The following is a 20305-nucleotide window of genomic DNA, read 5'->3' on the forward strand; positions in this document are numbered from 1 at the left end:
TGAAGGTTTTGTGTAGGCGGCTAGGTTGTCAGTTCATGCTTTGCCACGACGGGATTGCGGAATGTCGCGAGCAGCATTGCGAGAGTTGCGATTCCCGCGGCTGTCCAGAAGACCGTTTCGGAACCGGAGTGGTCGTGAATGCGTCCGCCCGCGAACGCACCGAGCGCGATGCTTGCATTGAAGACTGCAACCCATAGAGCAGAAGCGGCCTCGCGGTGAACGGGAGCTGCTTGTGCAATCCATGTTTGAGTACTCACCGATGCACCACCGTAGAAGAGGCCCCAAGCCGCCATGAGCAGAGCAGCTGCGATCAAGGTGGTAGCCGAGATCGGAAACAGGGCGAGTGTGACCGCTATTCCCACGCTGAGGCTGACGACCACCGCCTTCGGGGACTTTGCAGCGGACGGCCCGGCGATGAAGTTGCCGACGACACCGAATGCACCGTAGATCAGGAGCATTGTGCCGACCTGCGAAGCGTTCAACCCCGCGAAGAACTCCAGCCCCGGACGCACATAGGTGTACGCCGCGAAATGAGCGGTGACGATGAGCGCGGTAATCGCGAATCCGACCCGGACTCCTGGGTTCCGAAAGGCCGCCACGAGACTCCCGAGCGACAAGGCCCGATCAGCTGGCATCGTGGGTAGGACAGCGATCATGGCGATCGCGATCAGCGTCGCCGCGCAGCTGAGAGTCCAGAACGCCACGCTCCATCCGGCGACTGCCCCGATATACGTCCCCGCAGGGACACCGAGAACTGAGGCAACAGCGATTCCGCTGAAGATGATCGTGGTCGCCAACCCGACGGATCTGGAACCCACCAATTTGGGTGCCAGACTAGCTGCGAGTGCCCAGACTCCACCCATGCTCACGCCTAGAAGGACGCGAGCCACAGCGAGGAAAACGAAGCTCGGAGCAAGGGCCGTGAGGGCGTTCGCCGCGGCGACTACAAGCATCAGAACGATAAGCGTCGACCGACGATCGAAGCGCCGGGTCACGATGGGCACAAACGGGGCAGTGGCCGCTGCCACCAATCCGGTAATGGCCAGTGAGAGCCCGATGGTCCCTTCACTTTCCACCAGAGCAGCACCGATCGGGGTGAGTAGCCCGACCGGCATCATCTCTGCCGCGACAACGATGAAGGTGGACGCTGCGATCAGCGCGACCGCAGCCCAGTGGTTCTCAATGGTGTGTGCGTGGGTTGAGGACGTGGACGCAGGGCTGTTCTGTGCAGATGCGGAGTGGGGCATGTAACCAGAGAAGCTCCTGCACGCCGATGGATCAACGGCGAATCGCTCATCCAACCATTAGCTCAATTCATCGATGAGCCATGATGGAGTGGTCGAATGAGTCCAGGGTCGGAGTGAAAATGTCGGAGCCCCCGATGCGTGAGATCGAGTGCTTCCTCGTTCTCGCTGAAGAACTGCACTTCGGTCGCACCGGCGAGCGGCTGTTCATCTCCCAGAGCCGAGTGAGTCAGCTGATCAGCGCGTTGGAGCGTCGTATCGGCACCAGCCTGGTGGCGCGGACCAGTCGCCGCGTGCACCTGACTGAATTCGGTGCCGATTTTCTTGCGTCGTTGGCTCCCGCGCATCGTGCGCTTGTCGGAGTAATCGAGGACGCTCAGTCAAGAGCACGCAACACGCCGACGCCGTTTCGGGTGGGTTTCCAAGGAGCAATTTACGATTCGATCGCGGCTGCTGTCTCTCGTTTCGAGATACAACATCCGCAAACATGCGTGACCATCAAAGAATTACCCCTGGGTGATCCGTTCAGTGATGTACTCGCCGGGCGAATCGATGCGGCAGTGGCCCTTCTCCCCGTAGATGAGCCGGAACTGACAACCGGGCTCGTCTTTTCTCGACAGCCCCAGACCCTCGCCGTCTCAGTCCATCACCCGTTCAGCGAACTGGGCGTGATCGACGCCGAGCAGTTGGCGCAGATCTGTCTCGTACCCATCACCGGCCCCGCCCCCGACTATTGGCAGCGTGTGAATTCCCCGAGCACGACGCCGGGCGGAGCCACGATTCCCACGCAGGGTGGGGCGAGCACCGTTCAGGAAGGCCTGTCGCAGGTCGCATTCAGTCAGGTCGGCCTCATCCTCTGCGCTGCAACCGCTGCATACAGCCAGCGCTCGGACATCACATTCGTACCGATCAACGGATTACCCGAATCTGCTTTGGGTCTCGTGTGGCGTACCGATCTCGAAAGCCCACGACTTCGCGCTTTCGCGAAAGCGATCGAGGAAGCACACACCTGTCCCTCCTGACGTCGATCAGTAAGTCGCGGAAGGAGTCCGGGGCATTGAGATGCATCGTGTGTGAGATGATCGCGCCATGTCTGCGATCACCGACTACTTCACCGCGCGCACGGATGAGCATGCCACCTCTGCCCTCGAGGGACTCGTCGACTTGGACCCAGAGGTGATGGAGGCGAACGCAGCTTCTCGCCCGCGGATCCAGTTGGCTGCGAGTGGGACTCCAGTTCTGCAGGCGAAAGGCGTCGATCCAGTTGTCGCGCTCGGCCGACTGGAAGCAGCCCTCACCGCTCGCCCCTACGACGAAGTTGCAAAAGGTCCACGCTGCGGGAAACTCGTCGCGATGAGTGACGACGGCGACACCCTCGTGCTCACGGTTACCGACGAATTGCGTGATGCACTAGCGGAATTGAACGCAGAAGGCGTCGCGGCCGCTGCGGCCGCCTGGGCGATCGACGAGACCAGTGAACCGTCGGAGGACTCAGTGCCGTTCCTGACCGCCTTCGTCGAACTAGCGACCAGAGCTGTGGCTCAGGGCGAACGAATGTACGGCTACGTCGTCATTTGAGCTTCGCAACTCCGCCGATCTGAACAGACAGGTCGTTCGTCTTCGACTCCCGACTTACCGTCAGCCCGGGATCTGCCGGGCCAGATCGTTGCGGTCGAAGTCGGAGAACTGCTGGGTGTCAGTGCAGTATCCACAGCTCGCTCCGAAGAACTCGGTGCGAGCGTTCGGATCGTCGAGTAGCCAGTACCGCAGCCACGCCGTGCTCGGCCCGCGCATATCGCCGCCGTTGATCGCCGTACCGAAGTGCGTGGCGCCGCGCAGTTCCAGATACTCGGCAGGCACGTGGTCTGCGTCCTCGTACATCGCCCGCACGATCGCCGGCCAAACGATTGCGTCGGCCTGGCCGGCCAGATAGAGAACGGGCTCGTCGATGAGATCGACATCATTGAGCGGGCCTGGTTGGATCGCGACGGCGGTGTCGACGCGGTCGTCGATCGCCGCGTTGATCGCCGCAGACCCGCCCTGCGAGTGCCCCACCGCACCAATGTGTTCCAGGTCGACTTTGCCGTAGAAGACACTCGACGGGCTGGCCGCTTTGTCCGCGATGAGGTCGATTCCCGACCGCATGGTGATGGCGAAGTTGCTTGCCGGTGTATTGGCGGCGACCACGATGAATCCGTGGCTGGCGTAGTGGCGCAACAAGGAGGTGTACGCACCGGGGAGCACACCGGTACCGTTCCCCCAGATCACAACAGGGTGCTTCTCGCCGCGCGCGCCGAGCTGGCGCGGGTAGTACAGAGTGTGCACCAGCCCGATCGAGACGTTCGGGGTGTACGGCCCTGCACTCGCCCAATCGTGCCCGACGCTCGGGATGCCGGGCGCATCGGCAGCCGCTGTTCCGGTTGCGCCCGTGAGTCCTAGCGTCGCGCACAACGCAACCGCCGCTGCAGCATTCACGAAATGTTTCAGAGACTTTCGCATGAAAGTCAACCTTTCGAAGTTGATCCGGAGTGACGTGTATTACATATTCACGGGAAGGCAACCCGTCGGCTTTGTTTCAGGAAACGGACTATCCCAGAAGTGTTGTGTCTGTGGACAAAATCATCGTTCTCGGTGGATGCCCGGGCGACGCGAATACCCAGAGCGCAAGGTCGAGATCGCCTCGGCCTACGGCTTCCGCGCGGATTGCTCGGCACACAGCCGTAGGAAATGTTCGACGATCTGCGTGTTCTGGCCGTCCCTTGCCACGGCTGCGATCTTCCGTGGGGGCAGTTCGAATATCTCGCCCACAGTGCACCCGCGTTCGGATGCTCGCTCGGCACTGGAGAGTTCGAGGATGACAGCACCGATCCCTTCGTACGCGAAATCCGCGAAGGCATCGCGGTGCTGTGACCTCATCACGAATGCGTGGTCGATTCGCGGTTCGATCGACCGCAGATGGCGATAGACATCGGAAGTTTCGAACCGTGGTGCGACAACCAAGCCGATGCGCATGAGATCTTCGCCGATGAATACCCCGTCCACCGGTGGCGGGGTACCGGGCGGGCAGACGAGCCGCAACTTGTGGTCCGGAAGGCGCACCGTGCGCGTCCCGGGAACACCGGTGGGCGGCGACTCCATTATTGCCACGTCAGCGGTGCCTGCCATGACCGGATGAATCGCATCGGCCACGGACGACCCAGGCGGATCCGAGATGGTGATCCTCAGGTTCGGCACCTCCGTGCGCAGCGCTCCGAGCAGTACCGCTGCGGGATCGTCCGCAAGGCTCGCTGTCGTGGCAACACTGAGGTGGGGGACTGCTGACAGTAAGAACTCGCGCTCGACCACTAATCGGTCGAGCGCGGCCAGCGCTTCGCGTGCTGGATCGATGAGATTCCGTCCGCGCGCAGTCAGCGTCGCGCCGGTCCGGCCTCGATTGAAAAGCCGTCCTCCGACCCGTCTTTCGAGCCGCGCAATTGATTGAGAGACGCTCGATGTTCCCGTGAACTGATTTGCCGCTGCCGCCGTGATACTGCCGTGTTCGACGACGGCAAGGAAGTCTTGTAGCTGCCGCGGATCGATTCGCGGGGTGGCGGACTCTCCGAACTTGCTCATCCGGCGTTCCCCATTCCACCTTCGTCACGTAATCGGCTGGTCGTCTCGATAAACGCTTGTGCCGCAGGCGATGGCGTCGAACCGTGGAACATCCAGATATCACGAGTGAGCGGGGGCCGAGTACGACACAGCACCACACCTTCTCCGACTGTATCGGCGACAGATTCGGGAAGGAAAGCGACACCGACTCCCGCGCGTACAAGTGGGATCATCGAAGCCACAGAGATAGTCTCCGCAACCACCGCCTCGTCCACAGTGCCTTCGCCCAGGCGTTCCGCCAACAGTCGCCGAGTGACATCGTCACGCGGGCTGGTGATCAATCCGATTCGCAACAGATCCGTCAACGCCGCTGCCCCCTCGCCTTCACTTCGTGCGGCCGGCACCAGCGCAACGATTTGTTGCCGGCCGAGAAGGATACGTTCAACGCCCTCGTCGAACACCTCGTCCACCCCGAGCCCAATATCAGCCTGACCCGAGGCGACCACCGTTCCGATTCCGTCGGTGTCGTTGCTGAGCATCGTCACCGCAACGTTCGGAAACTTTCTTTTGAACGCACCCAGGGCCGTGGCCGCTGGATCACGCGCCAATGTTCGCGGACACACGACCGTCAGCCGACCCCGCTGCACGACGTTCAATGGATGCAAAGCGTGATCCAAATCCCGGTATGCCCGAAGTACTTGGGCCGCCGGACCTGTGAGATCGCGTCCAGCGTCGGTCAGGGTGACTCCCCGCGATCCACGGCGGACGAGCGTCAGGCCGCACTCTTTCTCCATCCTGGCCAGAGCCTCCGAGATTGTCGGCTGGCTGACCCCCAGTCCGCGAGCAGCAGCGGAAATGCTGCCCCGATCAGCAAGGGCAAGAAAGTATTCCAGATGACGCCGGTCCATTGGGGTTCCCTTCTCGTGGAAGTCATCGCGCGCGCCCGATTTTGCGCCCGTCAGGCATAGGGAAACCCTATGGCATACCTCTCGAATGTGGCGTAGACGGGAAGAAGAATCCCGTGATCTGCTTCACATATGAACGCAGTGAGCAACAACCCGGGGAGCTTCGACCAGAGGCACCCGTCTGCTTTTGTCGAGCACCAATCGCCGCCTGCGAGCACAACGGAGGAGGCGCCGAAATGACCGAAACCATCACCGCAAGTTCGCCATCCGGTGCTACGTCGCTCCGTTCCGTGAGGCGGGCGCGCTCTGAGCCGAAGCCCGCTCGACAGCGTCGATCCGGTACGCGACTCACCATCGGGGTACGACTGGCCCAGGTCGCGCTGCTTCTGGTCCTACTCGGAGCGTGGCAGCTCGTCGCATCGCAAGGTTGGATCGAGCCAGTTCTGGCCAAAACGCCAGGCGAGGCCTGGGCCTACTTCACCGCAGCGGTGCAGTCGGGCGAGATTTCGTCGAACTTGCGTGCCACGATGACTGCCGTCGTGATCGCGTGGATCCTCGCTAGCGCAGTCGGGGTGGCGGTCGGACTCTCTCTCGGACTGCTTCCGACCCTCGAACGCATCATGAGTCCGTTCCTGGATGCGGCGAATGCCATGCCACGTCTTGCGCTGGCGCCTCTGCTTATCGTCATCTTCGGGATCACGATGACGGCGAAGGTCGCTCTCGCGTTCACACTCGTCTTCTTCATCGTCTGCTCGAGTGCACGAGCCGGTGTGAAGTCGGTGGACGACGAATGGCTCCGACTTTCCACTGTCCTGAATGCCAGTAAGACACAGGTGTTCTGGCACATCCTCCTCCCCGTCGCAACACCTGGCATTTTTGCCGGTCTTCGGTTGGGGCTGATCTATTCGCTACTTGGCGTTGTCGGTTCGGAACTGATCTCGTCACGGGACGGGCTGGGCCAGCTTGTGTCGATCTACTCGGCCCAGTTCCGGATGGAAGCGGTCTACGCGATCCTCATACTTCTCGCAATCGTCGCAGTCGTCCTCAACCAGGTCATGAACTTCGCCGAGCGCTACCTCCTTCGGTGGCAGCCGCCGGCTCGACGATGACAGGAATCATCATGGATACCAACGTGATTACACCCGCCGTACAACTCGACGGACTGACGATATCCTTCCCCTCACCCGACGGGTCGACGAAAACTGTGGTCGACAATCTCGACCTCACCATCCCTCGCGGACAGTTCGTGAGCTTGGTCGGCAGGAGCGGTTGCGGAAAGACCACTCTGCTCAACGCGCTCGCTGGATTGGTGGACGCGACGGAAGGCAAAACCGAGGTCCTCGGCACAACACCATTCGACGCTCGTTCTCGGATGGGCTTCATGATGGCCCGAGATGCGCTGTTCCCGTGGCGAACAGCGCAGAAGAACGTGGAGTACGGTCTCGAATTGAGGGGAGTACCCAAGGCGGAGAGACGAACTCAATCCGCGCGCTGGCTTGCGGCCGTTCAAATGTCCGAGGCGTCACGGCTGTGGACTTGGCAACTCTCCCAAGGGATGCGCCAGCGTGTCGCGTTGGCCCGAACGTGGGCGCTGGATCCGGACATCTTGTTGATGGACGAACCCTTTGCCGCCCTCGATGCGCAAACCCGAGTCGAAGTACAGCGAGAATTCCTCGAGCTTTGGCAATCCCAGGTAGGCCGGACGGTCATCTTCGTAACCCACGACCTCGGTGAAGCCATCTGTCTCTCCGACCGCGTTCTGCTGCTCGGGGCCGGCCGAGTGATCGACGACGTCAGCATTGACATCGAACGCCCCCGCGAACTCGAAACCCTCACCGCCGAACCTCGATACATCGAAATCTTCAACCGGCTACGTGGTCAGCTCGACCACTGATGTGCCCAGCCAACTCAGCTTGATTACTGATGCGCCCAGCCAACTCAGCTTGATTTCTGATGCGCCCAGCCATCAAGGAACAGGAATCCCATGAAACTTCGACCTTTTGTCGGCACAGTCATTGCAGCGGCCCTACTGCTTTCCGCGTGTGGAGGGGGAGGGCGGCCGAACGACGGTAGCGTCGCCATCGGGGTCTACCCTGCGAGTGCTTTGTCCCTGCCTGTCTACGTCGCTGTCCAACAAGGAATGTTCGACAAGGAAGGCCTCCACGTCGAGCTCATCGACGGAAAGAACGGGCCCGAACTCATCAGCGGTCTCATCGGCGGTACAACCGATCTCGCGGTCGGTGCACCCGGAACCGTCGTGCCGGCCATAGAGCAAGGGCAGAGTCTGCGGCCACTGTCCCCCTACGGGTCGATCGATCTTGCCATCGCCGTGACGAAAGACAGCGGCATCACCACCATCGAGGATTTGCCCGGCAAGCGGATCGCCATACCGTCACGTGGCGGCGCGGCCGAGCAATTCGTCAATCAGCTTCTCGCAGAGAGAAACATCGACGGCTCCACGGTGCAATTCATCGCAGCGGCACCCACCGCGAGTCAGATACCACTCGCACGAAAGGGCGACATAGATGCCGCCGTTCTCACCGCTGCCAGCCAGGCCGTATTCGATGCTCAAGGAATTCCGATGACGGCGATTACAGAAGTAGACCCGGTGGGCTCTGACGGCGTGAGTTCATACGGCCTGGGCACGGTGCTCGTCACGACAGCCACATTCGCTGAATCCGATGCTGCTGCCCCCGTGTGTGCGGCGCTCGAGGCCGCAGCAGGGTGGATAGCCGATCCTGCGAACGAGCAAGCAGGAGCTCAACTTCTCACCGAGCGAATGAATGTTCCTGCTGACAAAGCCAACCAGGTGTGGGCTTCGCAGAAGACCCTCTGGCCGGTCGAGATTTCAGCCGACCGATGGACCCAGAACGTCGCATGGGTGAACAACCAGACCTCGGGCAAGTCCGACGCAGACGTCCCCTTCGACCCCCTCTGCTGACCAACGCCCCCACACACAATCCAGTTCGTCTACTACGAAAGAGAAGAAACGATGACACAACTCGCTGACCAGTCAACACAATCCGAGTCCCAGCACGATCGCCGGCAGCTCACCGAGGCTTGGTCTGCAGTCACCGACAGTCTTGCGACATTCGGTTCGACCGCTGCCGCTACCGGATCGCCGCTGGACAGCGCCGAAGGTGTACGGCACGCACTTCGCCTGTTCGGATACCTCGCCGAGATGAACATCGAGCGCCAAGACGTGCTCCGGCCTGAACTCTTCACCCTGATGTCACCGATGCGAAAGTTCTGGGGAGACGGCATCGACGTCGACTACTGGACTGCGATGATCGACCCCAACGAGACATATCGCATTCACGGTAACCGTGGCACAGTGCCCTACGTCGCCGTCCTCGCCAATCGTGTGGGCGCGTCTGGGACCGACAGGGTCGCCGACAACATCGTCATCGACGACAAGGTGTGTGACGCGGACGGCAACTTCGAGATCTTCGTCGCACAAGAGCTGGAGGGGCGCAGCGGCATTCGGCTGGATGAGCGCTGCTTCGACGTAGTAGTGCGTGTGTATCACAAGACGCGTAACGCGGAGATCGATCCTGTTCTCCACATCGAGCGCCTCGGTCCGCCGCCTGGTGCACGCCCCGATCTCGAGACGGCGTGGCTGACCCAGCGCCTCACGAAACTTGCTCGTGGCATGGACGTGAGCCTTCGACGCAGTCTTCAGCTCATCGAAACACTCAGTCAGTCTCCCAACGAGATTCGCGTGACCTCGGAGCAGCGAGGGTGGGGAGACTTCTACGGCACCAGCTCCAACCAATACGTTGCCGGCTGGTGGTCACTGAAAGACGCTACTGCCGTCGATATTACATTCACTCTCCCGGACTGCACCTACTTCGGAGTGATGCTGTACAACCACTGGTTCGAGTCCTTCGAGTACCGCGACCACACCGTCAATCTCAACGACGCGCACTTCGAGCGCAATGACGATGGAACCGTGACAATCCGAATCGGGGGAGTAGAAGGTGACAGAAATCGATTGAACCCCTGCAACCACACCGAAGGCATCTTGTTGGCGCGCTGCCTGGAGCCCGCTGAGGATGTCACTTCGCCTCATGTGGAGATCATTCGATGACCGACGAAGTAGACCTGCCGTTGGCAGGTGTCCGAGTAGTGGAGATCGGTCAACTGATCGCAATACCCAGCGCCGGGCAGCAGTTGTCCGATCTCGGCGCCGAGGTCATCAAGCTCGAGCCTCCAGGTGGTGAACCGGCCCGACAAATCGACGCCGACTACGCGCGCGGCATCTTCTACGGGTACAACCGTGGAAAGCGTTCAATCTGCCTCGACCTCAAAGACTCCGCCGATCTGCAGCGAGCTCGGGATCTGATCGCGTCGAGCGACATCTTGCTGCACAATCTTCGCCCGGGAACCCTCGATCGATTGGGATTCTCCTCTGCCGAACTCCAACGCCTGCGACCGGAAATCATCGCCGTCTCGGTGAGCGGGTACGGGGCGGAAGGCCCGTCCGCCACCCGCGCGGGGCTCGACATCGCTGCGCAAGCAGAGAGCGGACTGATGTCGGTGACGGGTGAGGCGGATAGCCCGCCACAACGTGTGGGCGCACCGGTCATAGATCATGCAACGAGCTACGTTGTCGCTCAAGCGGTACTGGCAGCGCTACTTCGACGTGAGCGCACCGGCAAAGGATCGTCCGTCCGAGTCTCCCTGCTGGACGTCGCAATCCACTTGCAGACCGCCAACTGGATCGAGTGGCAGGTATCCGGAAAGCCCATGAGTCGCAAAGGGAACGGACAACCGAGCGTCGCACCGGCGGCAGACGTCTTTCGTGCCGTCGACGGCGAGCTGGTGATCAGCGGATACCAACCGCAAGCCTGGATTGAACTGTGCAAGGCAATCGACCTGCCGGAGTTGGCCGACGACCCGCGGTTCACCACCAACGCGCTGCGCGTGGAAAACCGTGCAGACCTCGTCGCCACGATCGAGAAGCAGCTTTGCCATCGCAGCGCCGCTGAGGCAGTAGAGCATCTCACTGCGGCCGGAGTGGTTGCCGCAGTTGTGCGTGACTACGACCAGGTAATTTGCGCCGACGATGTGATCGCGAACCGTACCTTCATCCCCGGCACCAACGAACATGGCGAACAGTATTTGACGCCTGCCATGCCCTATCGCGCCGAACCTCCGATGGCACGAACTGAACTTTCACAGGTTCCGGCCTTGAACGAGTGGACAACATCGACGCGCTGAATGCGCCGTTCGGGTCGAAATTGACTTTGCACCAACGTAACTGACAAACAGATAGCCATGCACCATCGAGGAGATGTCCAGTGCTGACCACCGCATTTACCGAGACGTTCGGAGTTCGCCACCCAATCGTGCAGGGCGGCATGCAATGGGTGGGGAGAGCAGAACTCGTAGCGGCAGTTGCAAACGCCGGCGCGCTCGGCATGCTCACTGCCCTGACACAGCCGACACCTGACGATCTTGCCCGAGAAATATCCCGAACGCGCGAGCTCACCGACCAACCGTTCGGAGTCAATCTCACAATCCTCCCCACGATCACGCCCCCGCCCTACGATGAGTATCGCAACGTGATCATCGACTGCGGAGTGAAAGTCGTCGAGACAGCCGGATCGTCTCCCGCGCCCCATCTGCCGCACTTTCACGGCGCAGGCATCAAGGTTCTCCACAAGTGCACCAGCGTCCGCCACGCGGTCAAAGCCCAGGCCCTCGGTGTCGACGGCATCAGCATCGACGGGTTCGAATGTGCCGGGCATCCAGGGGAAGACGACGTACCGGGTCTCGTCCTCATAGCTGCAGCAGCAGAGCGGATCAGCATTCCCATGATCGCGTCCGGTGGATTTGCCGACGCGCGAGGATTGGTGGCCGCCCTGGCGCTCGGCGCCGACGGCATCAACATGGGTACCCGGTTCATGTGCACCGAGGAGTCTCCGATTCACCGCAACATCAAAGAGGCGATAGTCGCTGCCTCGGAGGTCGACACGGAACTGATTTTCAGGTCACTACGCAATACCGCACGGGTAGCACGCAACAGCATCAGCCGAGAAGTTGTCGAAATTCTCTCCAGTGGTGGCAAATTCGAAGACGTTCGACATCTTGTTGCCGGTGCGCGGGGCAGAGCGGTGTTCGACAGCGGCAACCAGGAGGCTGGCATCTGGACGGCTGGGACTGTGCAAGGATTGATTCACGACATCCCCACAGTGGGTGAATTGGTGGAACGAATTGTCACAGAGGCCGAAGCACTGATTGCCGGACGGCTTACCGGCCTCCTGGACCCGGTCAGCGCCTGACTACGTCCGAACCCGCTGAGCGCTACAGTCGGCCAGTCCTTCGCGCATGACCCCTGCCGTTGCGCTCGTCGACCCGCATGCCGCCGATACCTCGTCCTCGATGCGTCGTGCGGTGACGGTGAGCTCTTCGCGATCGCCTCGCGGCTTGTCATCGCCGTTCGATCGTTTCGGGTGCATCCGGACGATCATTGACGTCAGGACGAGGAAAGGAGGTGTACTCCGAATTGCTTGCGGTCATCAGAGTAACAACCGCAAGGTTTTGATCGGCACCGAACACGATCTACTCGACGTTGTGGCCATGGGGCTACCAAAACATCACCGTCGGCCCACAGCAGCTCCCCCCATTACGTCCCCCGACATTTCTTGGCTTCGACTGCATACAGCAAGGACGAGAGCCCGGCGCGCCCGTCCCGACTGTGCGATCGTCGAAGTCGTCTCACAACCCTTTCAAGGCACCTAGTCCCTATGGCGCTACGATCCCCGCAACAATCTTGCGCTTGACCGAATACTGAAGTCCCACGAGCCCGATAGCGTTCGCGATAGAATCCGATATTTCGCTCGCATCGTCCGGGGCACACCGAAGGGGAATCAAGAGCATGCATGCGGTACCGATCCGGAGGGCGAAATTCGTTGCAGCGGGATTGATCATCGCTGTGGCTACTGCTGGTGCTATCGGTGTATCGAAGATCTTCGCTGCACGCCCATCCTCTGCGAATATCGAAGAGACCATCACGAAAGCGGAACGTGGACGGCACAATCCAGCGTGTGAACCCATCCCGTCGAGGCCCGATGCAGCTACGTTGCGTCGCTCTTCTGACGCGTCGGTTCGTTTGACGAACGTGGTACAGACTGCTGCGCAGCTCTTGCGAGTCAACGGAGCGGCTTGGGGGCCCCAAGTCGCTGTCGGTACTGAGCTATCCATTGATGAAGCTTTCGAGAACGCCGGTTCGATTCCCGGAGATGCGATAGTCGCAGAAGCGGAGTGGCTTCGTCAGGCGCAACGAGATGGACTCTACGACGACGCAGATCGTTCGCTCGATTCGCTTGTCCGGCACATCGAGTCGACAACCATCACGGACGTCGACCTCGCCAGCCATCTGGGGCCGAATTGGCCCGCAGTAATCGATGTCGTCGGGACTGTCGCCGTGATCGGGTTCGAGGAGTACGTGAGCAAGGTGCGCGCGTCACCCCCGATGAGAGCAGCTGACGCGCTCGACCTTCGATCCGCGTTGCGGGAGAACACGGTAGCCCTCGGCCTGGAGGCGGAGTGGGACGGCGCTCAGGAGTTGGTCGCTCTCTACTTTCAAGGATGCACTTCGGCCGCGCTGAGCCGGCGAGAAGCGAACCTTTCGGTCGAGGATTACATCCATGATTGGGACCTGGCGGAGGCTCTGGCACGCGACGCCGTAGCTGCTGCTTTCGCAGCAGATCTCACGAGCAACGAGAACCGTGGACGAGTCGAGATCTTGGCACGAGGTCTTCAGATCATCCAGGCGCCAGACGAATTGGGTCCAAACGACCGGTTGACCCGATCCGTGGATCCGAACGAAAACTTGAATCCGGACGAGGTCGCGCTTCTCGAACTGGAAGATCCATTGATCGAGGGCGAGTGACACGACCAGAGCCTCCGGCGAGTGTGGCGCGGCAAGCAGAAGGGTGGTTGCCGATGTGGCACCGCGCTCTCAGAACCGAAGTGACGCAACATCATCGTGCTCTCCTCTTCGGTGCCCCCTTGCTCACGCAGACAACGCAGCACCTCCTTTCGATACGCACGTAATCGAACCCCGAAAATCATGTCCTCTAGCTGACGGTCCATCCAGTCGAAGAAACAGTTCGCGTCGTGCGGCGGCAGCGGATTTACCGTGGGTATGCCCAGTCTCGAAGCCCCAGCAGAAGCCGAGGGTCTCGACTAACTTTGCCGGACCGACTGCAATGGTCAGCTTCGGCGGAGTGAATCTCGGAAGAAGAAACCTTCGTCCCCGATATGCCAACTCCCTTTGCAGCCGGATCGACCCGCGGCATACCTCGCGATAATTGTTCACCACAGTGCAGCTGTTCTGACCAAGGAAAGGTCGAGGCGCTTCTCCACGGCGAAGTCGATGCATGTCGCGCCGTCGACACCATGCACCTGAGTGCAGGGAAGGGTGCGCACTGGATTCGGCGTCCGTCACCAGAGTGCCAGTGATGGCTACAGCCCCAGTACTCAACCCAGGCGTCATCACGCAGCTGTTCCCGAAATTAGGCAATCGGCGGTTAGGTAATTCGACCTTTTGGGGATCGAATCCACCGTAACCGATTCTCGCCCTCCACTGGAGATGCAACGGCGCGCCGCCGAGAGCCATGAAGATTTCTGAAAAACTGCAGATCAAGTCAGTATTTACGCCCACGGACTAACCTCGCCCTCTGGTTCCGCTGGCCAAAAGACAAACGATTGTGGCGTGCGCCACAAATCTCCTATAGGGTAACCACTGTTAGCCTGCGACGGGGTGCGAGACATTTCCCAGCGCCGGATCCACGCTCTATCCCACTCCTGAACAGACCGAGCGAGAGCTGAGCGCTCTTGACGACGTCGTGGTGGATTGAGGATCAAGAAAGAAAGATGGTATTGCCGTGCAGTCATCACTTGTCTCTCTGCCGTCCATGGAGAGAGTCCGCATTGGCGCTCCGGTCGCGGAGGCCGCGGCCCAGGAAGCAGAGTTGCTCGGGGCGAACCGAGTCTTCGTCGTATGTAGCGGGACGCTCAACTCGCAGACCGACGAGATCGCTCGGGTGATCGAGGCATTGGGTGATCGATTCGTGGGACTGTTCGATGCGGTTCGACCTCATGTACCGCGCGAAGACGTCATTGCTGCCACCCGAGTTGCTGCCGACGCCGATCCGGACATGCTGTTGTGCGTGGGCGGCGGATCGGCGACGGACCTGGCGAAGATCCTTGCAATCACTCTGGAGCACGGAGTTCGCGAGGCATCGCAAATGGACGCCTACCACCTGCAGGTCAATCCCGACACATCGGTGACCGCCCCCACCTTCTCCGCCCCGAAGATCCCGGTAGTGGTGGCGCCCACGACCCTGGCGGGAGGTGAGTTCAACGCGTTGGCCGGGTCGACGGATGAGACGAGCAACGTCAAAGAGGGTTACTTGCATCCGGCGATGACCCCGAAGGCTGTCATCCTCGATCCTGCACTCACGCTGCACACTCCGGAGTGGCTGTGGCTGTCGACCGGGGTTCGCGCACTGGACCACGCCTTCGAGACCCTGGGCTCACTCGAATCGAACGGGTACTACGACGGGATGGCGATGAATGCCATACGACTGCTCTCCGAAGGACTCGTCCGAGTGAAGGAGAACACCGACGACGTGGATGCGCGGCTGATGTGCCAGGTCGGTGCGTGGTCGTCAATGGTCGCGATCGTCGCAGGCCTCGACATGGGCGTCAGCCATGCCGTCGGGCATGCACTCGGCGGTTCGTTCAACGTCCCACACGGGTACACCTCCTGCGTCATGGCGCCCTTCGCGCTCGAGTACAACCGCGAAGTCAACGAGCATCGCCAGGCGCTGATCAGTGCGTCCTTGGGTGCGCCGCAAACGCCCGCACACGAGTTGGCGGACTCGCTCATCCGGCGGCTCGGCATGCCGAGATCGCTGGGAGAAGTCGGGCTGACCGAAAACGACCTCCCCAGTCTGGCTACGTACACGTTCAAGGACATCTGGTGCGGGACCAATCCGAACCCCATCGCGAATCCGGATGCTTTGGTTCCTTTGTTGCGGCGGGCACTCTGATCGAGCTCGAAAACAAGTGATCCCCCTCCACGTCGGGTGGAGGGGGATCACTTGTTTTCGGGCTGAACGGGCGTAACCGTCAGCTGGGCGTACCGCCGTTACCACTCTGCGTTCCGGGACGGTGACGGAGAATTCCGACGACGATGTAATCCACGTAGGTTGCCACCAGCGCCTCGATATCGTGGTCGTCTCGAAGCCACCAGCTCACGCCATTCATGAGGTCGAGCACCGCAACAGCCGCACGCTGTGGGTCGGCGATCTCGAACTCTCCGGCGCGGACCCCGGCAGCAATCACATCGCGCACACGCCTCTGGTAGTACTTGCGGTACTCGAGCACCCTCATACGGTGTTCGTCGGTAAGCGCCGAGATCTCTCGTAGGCTTACCAGATGCTCGACCCTGTTCATCGCCAAATACCGCAGATGAACATCGATCAGCGAGGTGAGTCGCTCGACCGGAGTTCCAGTCTCGTCGAGGACAAGTAGATGCTCCTCGACCGGGTCCCGGGTCATCTTGAGCGCGATCGCGTAGAGGATCTCCTCTTTCGAGGTGAAGTGGTTGTAGAGGCTCGCGCCCTTGATTCCCACCGAATCTGCGATGCCACGCATGCCTGCCGAGTGGTAGCCCTGATCAGCGAAGTATTCGGCCGCCGCGGCCAGTATGTCGTCACGTCTGCTTGGAAGCCCTTCAAGCCGTGGTCGACCGGATCCGGGTGTCGCGCTGCTGGCAGGATCGATGTTCAGCGTTTCAGTCCTTTGCATACAGGCGGCGTAGTTCTCTCTTGAGCAGCTTCCCCTGAGGGTCCGTGGGCAGCTCATCCACAATCTTGATCGCCTTTGGAACCTTATAGCCTGCGAGCACGGTCTTGCAGTGGTCTCGCAACTCCTGGCCGGTGAGGTCGCTGCCGTCTATGACGATGACGAAGCCTGTGACCGCCTCGGACCAGTATTCGTCCGGAAGTCCCACGACGGCGGCGCGCGACACCTCGGGGTGGGCTTGTAGTACGCGCTCGACCTCCTGCGAGGACACGTTGTAGCCGCCCGTCTTGATCATGTCCTTGCTGCGATCGAGGAAGAACATGTTGCCCTCCGAATCGCGACGTACGATGTCGCCGGTGTGGACCCAACCACCGTCGAGGACAGCGGCGGTCTTCTCGGGATCCTTGTAGTAACCCAGCATCACCGACGGCGTGCGACAGAGGAGTTCACCTCGCTCTGCTTCATTTCCGTCGGCATCGACCACCTTGACCTCGAGATGGCCTACAGGCTTGCCGATCCAGGTCGGATCCTGATCGGGAATGTCCTCGAGTCGCTTGAACCAGCCGACGGAGCCCAACTGCGTCAACTCGGACTGACCCCAGTAGGTGCCCCACACCGATGCGGGCGCCGCGTGGTGCCATGCGTCCACCGTTCGCGGCGAGACCTGACCTCCATAGGTCAGGCAGCGCTGGATGGTCCCGACAGTCTCAGGACCGAAGTCAGGATGATCTGCGAGCGAGATGAAGAACGTCGGGGTTTGAGCCAGGACGGTGATCTGCTCCGCTTTGATCATGTGCAAAGCGTCGGCAGGCGCGAGGCTGGCCGGGAGCACGAGCGTCGCTCCCAACAGCAGGAGCGAGGTCAGGGAGCCGATTCCGGCAATAGTGTGGAATGGCATGACGTAGAGCCAGACGTCATCGTCCAGGCATCGCAGTCCCCATGTGTACGCAGGTGCAGTGGAGACCAGGTAGTTGCGATGCGGCAGCATGACGCCCTTCGGAGCCGCCTCGGTTCCACTGGTGTACACGATCATTGCGAGATCGTGCTCGTCGACATCGCAATCCGGCTCTGTCGGCGACGAGGACTCGAGGAGTTGATCGAAGCAGTGGCCGCCGAACTCGTCCGTGCTGTCGAGAACAACGATTTCGGGGCGGGTACCGAGTCCCGCCAGCGCTTCTTCCAGTACCGGCAGGAATTCCGCGGCCACGACCACAACCGCGGGCTCGAGGTGCCCGATCTGTTGAGCCACTTCGTTCGGCCCGAAAAGGACATTGATGCCGGAGTACACCGCCCCTATTTTGAGAGCACCGTAGTAGGCGACTACCGACTCCACGCGATTGCGGGCCATCACGGCGACCCGGTCACCGCGGGAAACACCGAGTCCGAGGAACATGTGGGATGCCCGGTTGGCATCCTGATTGAGCGCACCGTAGGTGGTCACGGTGCGTCGACCACCTGGGGCATACGACACGATCGCCGGCTTCGAGTGTCGACTCTGCGAGTGGCGGCGTAGCTGGTCGCCCAACGTCGCTCGCCCTAGCGGTGACGACTGGGTCGCTGTGAGGGATCGGACAAGCGGACCTGAACTCCGTCGCATATCAGTGGCATCCGATTCGACACTTGTCGACAGATCCATGGTTCCTCAACTTCCTGAATGCTTACCGCGGTTAGTATGATGTGGCTCATACTGTCATCGGCATCCACGCGGGTCAAGCAGAGTTTCCAAGCAACAATGGGAATATCGAAATCACACTTGGTTGTGTCGCTAACGGCTGTTAGCCTGCATGACATGACTATCGTCACTGACCTGGACCGTGACCACCTGCGTTCGGCGGTGTTACGGGGCAACGTTCCGACCATGCTCGCCGTGTTGCTGGAGCTGACCGCCGATGAGCGGTGGGTGGCACCCCGCTATCAACCCACGCGCAGTCGGGGCATGGATGACAACTCCACGGGAGGACTTCCGGAGGAAGTTCAGTCCGAAATCCGGAGCGCGTTGATCGACGCAGTGGAACGCTGGTGGACGCTGGACGAGCCGTCCCGGCGGACGCTGGACAGCTCGGAAGTCGAGCGAATCCTCAACTTCACCTGCAGCGAGACCGTGCCGCCGGACTTCGCGCCGATGATGGCGGAGATAGTCAATGGTCCGCAGATCAAGCCTGCCACCGCCAAGTGCGACGAGCGACTCCACGCCATCGTGATCGGAGCCGGCATCGCGGGGATGCTGGCCTCCGTCGAGCTCACCCGCGCTGGAATCCCTCACGTGATCCTGGAGAAGAACGACGACGTCGGCGGATCATGGTGGGAGAACCGCTATCCGGGCGCCGGAGTTGATACACCGAGCCACCTTTACTCGATCTCGTCGTTCCCTCGTAACTGGTCGACCCATTTCGGCAAGCGCGACGAGGTTCAGGGATATCTCGAGGACTTTGCGGAGGCCAACGACATCCGGCGCAATGTCCGCTTCCGCCATGAGGTGACGCGCGCCGAGTTCGAGGAGTCGAAACAGAGTTGGCGTGTGTCCGTCCAGCGACCAGGTGAGGCGCCGGAGACCCTCGAGGCTCCCATCCTGATCAGCGCGGTCGGTCTGCTCAATCGTCCGAAGATCCCGCATCTACCGGGAATCGAGACCTTCCGTGGTCGCCTCTTCCACTCCGCCGAGTGGCCGAACGAGCTCGACGATCCCGAGTCGCTCCGCGGAAAGCGAGTGGGCATCGTCGGTACCGGAGCCAGTGCTATGCAGATCGGCCCGGCCATCGCGGATCGTGTCGGATCGCTGACGATCTTCCAGCGCTCACCACAGTGGATCGCACCGAACGACGACTACTTCACGACCATCGACGACGGCGTCCACTGGCTGATGGACAACATCCCCGGCTATCGCGAGTGGTACCGGGCGCGTCTGTCGTGGATCTTCAACGACAAGGTGTACTCGTCCCTCCAGGTCGACCCCGACTGGCCAGAGCCGAGCGCCTCGATCAATGCGACCAACCATGGTCATCGCAAGTTCTACGAACGCTATCTCCGCGATCAGCTGGGTGATCGAACAGATCTGATCGAGGCATCTCTTCCGGACTATCCGCCCTTTGGTAAGCGAATGCTGCTGGACAATGGCTGGTTCACGATGCTTCGTAAGCCCGACGTCACACTGGTGCCCCACGGAGTCGACGCCCTGACACCTTCTGGACTCGTCGACACGAACGGCGTCGAGCACCAGCTGGACGTCATTGTCATGGCGACGGGTTTCCACAGTGTGCGCGTTCTTTACCCGATGGACATCGTCGGTCGATCCGGCCGGTCCACCGGAGAAATCTGGGGCGAGCACGACGCGCGCGCCTACCTGGGAATCACAGTTCCTGACTTCCCCAATTTCTTCGTCATGACCGGACCGAACACCGGCCTGGGACATGGGGGGAGCTTCATCACGATCCTGGAATGTCAGGTCCGCTACATCATGGATGCCTTGAAGTTGATGCAATCGGAAAACCTCGGCGCGATGGAGTGCCGGGCCGAGGTCAACGATCGATACAACGAGGCCGTCGACCGACAGCACGCACAGATGGTCTGGACCCATCCGGCAATGGAGAACTGGTACCGAAACCCGGACGGTCGCGTCGTGTCGGTCCTTCCGTGGCGGATCAACGACTACTGGGCCATGACCTACCGAGTCGACCCGGCAGATTTTCGTACCGAGCCGGCACGCTCCGAGTCGGTCCCGACTCCGACCGCGCGAGGGTGATC

At 61.0% G+C, this 20305-nt stretch carries 18 protein-coding genes; 11 read left to right on the top strand and 7 right to left on the bottom strand.

The window, feature by feature from the left end:
• Positions 1–20 precede the first annotated feature (20 nt).
• Positions 21–1247 carry an MFS transporter gene (locus EHW12_RS28825; RefSeq protein WP_064443519.1) on the bottom strand — a complete coding sequence of 409 codons (1227 nt, stop codon included), beginning with the start codon at positions 1245–1247 and terminating at the stop codon, positions 21–23.
• Positions 1248–1366: 119 nt separating this feature from the next.
• On the opposite strand from EHW12_RS28825, the gene EHW12_RS28830 reads away from it, so the two are divergent.
• Positions 1367–2266, top strand: a complete 900-nt coding sequence (locus EHW12_RS28830; protein WP_042448101.1) for a LysR family transcriptional regulator — start codon at positions 1367–1369, stop codon at positions 2264–2266.
• A 67-nt stretch (positions 2267–2333) separates the two neighbouring features.
• Positions 2334–2822, top strand: a complete 489-nt coding sequence (locus EHW12_RS28835; protein WP_042922958.1) for a hypothetical protein — start codon at positions 2334–2336, stop codon at positions 2820–2822.
• 60 nt (positions 2823–2882) lie between these two features.
• Here the strand turns inward: EHW12_RS28835 and EHW12_RS28840 are convergent, their stop codons facing one another.
• The 3 genes from EHW12_RS28840 to EHW12_RS28850 form a co-directional block, all read right to left on the bottom strand.
• Positions 2883–3743, bottom strand: coding sequence for an acetylxylan esterase (locus EHW12_RS28840; protein WP_042448096.1), 861 nt, complete (start codon positions 3741–3743; stop codon positions 2883–2885).
• A gap of 186 nt (positions 3744–3929) precedes the next feature.
• A complete protein-coding gene (locus tag EHW12_RS28845; protein ID WP_007735588.1) occupies positions 3930–4856 on the bottom strand; it encodes a LysR family transcriptional regulator in 927 nt (308 codons plus the stop codon).
• Positions 4853–5743: a LysR family transcriptional regulator gene (locus EHW12_RS28850; protein ID WP_007735587.1), complete on the bottom strand. Its 891-nt coding sequence runs from the start codon at positions 5741–5743 to the stop codon at positions 4853–4855. Before EHW12_RS28850 ends, EHW12_RS28845 begins: the two co-directional genes overlap by 4 nt.
• A 233-nt stretch (positions 5744–5976) precedes the next feature.
• Between EHW12_RS28850 and EHW12_RS28855 the strand changes: the two genes are divergently transcribed.
• From EHW12_RS28855 to EHW12_RS28880, 6 genes are all read left to right on the top strand, one after another.
• Positions 5977–6849 (top strand): ABC transporter permease, encoded by an 873-nt coding sequence (locus EHW12_RS28855; RefSeq protein ID WP_007735586.1) that lies wholly within the window; start codon positions 5977–5979, stop codon positions 6847–6849.
• Positions 6850–6860: 11 nt separating this feature from the next.
• Positions 6861–7634 (top strand): ABC transporter ATP-binding protein, encoded by a 774-nt coding sequence (locus EHW12_RS28860; protein WP_037126877.1) that lies wholly within the window; start codon positions 6861–6863, stop codon positions 7632–7634.
• A 90-nt stretch (positions 7635–7724) separates the two neighbouring features.
• Positions 7725–8681, top strand: coding sequence for an ABC transporter substrate-binding protein (locus tag EHW12_RS28865; protein ID WP_007735582.1), 957 nt, complete (start codon positions 7725–7727; stop codon positions 8679–8681).
• 51 nt (positions 8682–8732) lie between these two features.
• The gene (locus EHW12_RS28870) at positions 8733–9830 is read left to right on the top strand and encodes a hypothetical protein (protein ID WP_125052398.1); all 1098 of its coding nucleotides are present in this window, start codon (positions 8733–8735) and stop codon (positions 9828–9830) included.
• On the top strand, positions 9827–10963 hold the full coding sequence (locus EHW12_RS28875) for a CoA transferase (protein WP_125052400.1): 1137 nt from the start codon (positions 9827–9829) through the stop codon (positions 10961–10963). The genes EHW12_RS28870 and EHW12_RS28875 overlap by 4 nt, the downstream gene beginning before the upstream one ends.
• A gap of 80 nt (positions 10964–11043) precedes the next feature.
• Positions 11044–12027 (top strand): nitronate monooxygenase family protein, encoded by a 984-nt coding sequence (locus tag EHW12_RS28880; RefSeq protein WP_125052402.1) that lies wholly within the window; start codon positions 11044–11046, stop codon positions 12025–12027.
• Here EHW12_RS28880 and EHW12_RS34770 read toward each other — a convergent pair whose 3' ends face one another.
• Positions 12028–12204, bottom strand: coding sequence for a hypothetical protein (locus EHW12_RS34770; protein WP_156511704.1), 177 nt, complete (start codon positions 12202–12204; stop codon positions 12028–12030).
• Positions 12205–12623: 419 nt separating this feature from the next.
• On the opposite strand from EHW12_RS34770, the gene EHW12_RS28885 reads away from it, so the two are divergent.
• Both EHW12_RS28885 and EHW12_RS28890 read left to right on the top strand, forming a co-directional pair.
• Complete coding sequence (locus tag EHW12_RS28885) at positions 12624–13640, top strand: hypothetical protein (RefSeq protein WP_125052404.1); 1017 nt, start codon at positions 12624–12626, stop codon at positions 13638–13640.
• Positions 13641–14637: 997 nt separating this feature from the next.
• Entirely contained in the window at positions 14638–15807 is a 1170-nt protein-coding gene (locus EHW12_RS28890) for an iron-containing alcohol dehydrogenase (RefSeq protein ID WP_024487884.1), read from the top strand.
• Between the two features lie 79 nt (positions 15808–15886).
• Here EHW12_RS28890 and EHW12_RS28895 read toward each other — a convergent pair whose 3' ends face one another.
• Together EHW12_RS28895 and EHW12_RS28900 are read right to left on the bottom strand one after the other, a co-directional pair.
• Positions 15887–16567 carry a TetR/AcrR family transcriptional regulator gene (locus tag EHW12_RS28895; protein WP_007735574.1) on the bottom strand — a complete coding sequence of 227 codons (681 nt, stop codon included), beginning with the start codon at positions 16565–16567 and terminating at the stop codon, positions 15887–15889.
• Positions 16554–18161 (bottom strand): class I adenylate-forming enzyme family protein, encoded by a 1608-nt coding sequence (locus tag EHW12_RS28900; RefSeq protein ID WP_039973508.1) that lies wholly within the window; start codon positions 18159–18161, stop codon positions 16554–16556. Before EHW12_RS28900 ends, EHW12_RS28895 begins: the two co-directional genes overlap by 14 nt.
• 192 nt (positions 18162–18353) lie before the next feature.
• On the opposite strand from EHW12_RS28900, the gene EHW12_RS28905 reads away from it, so the two are divergent.
• Positions 18354–20303 (top strand): NAD(P)/FAD-dependent oxidoreductase, encoded by a 1950-nt coding sequence (locus tag EHW12_RS28905; RefSeq protein WP_007735571.1) that lies wholly within the window; start codon positions 18354–18356, stop codon positions 20301–20303.
• Positions 20304–20305 lie beyond the last annotated feature (2 nt).

The organism is Rhodococcus sp. NJ-530 (genome assembly GCF_003860625.1).
Classification (GTDB): Bacteria; Actinomycetota; Actinomycetes; order Mycobacteriales; family Mycobacteriaceae; genus Rhodococcus_F; species Rhodococcus_F qingshengii.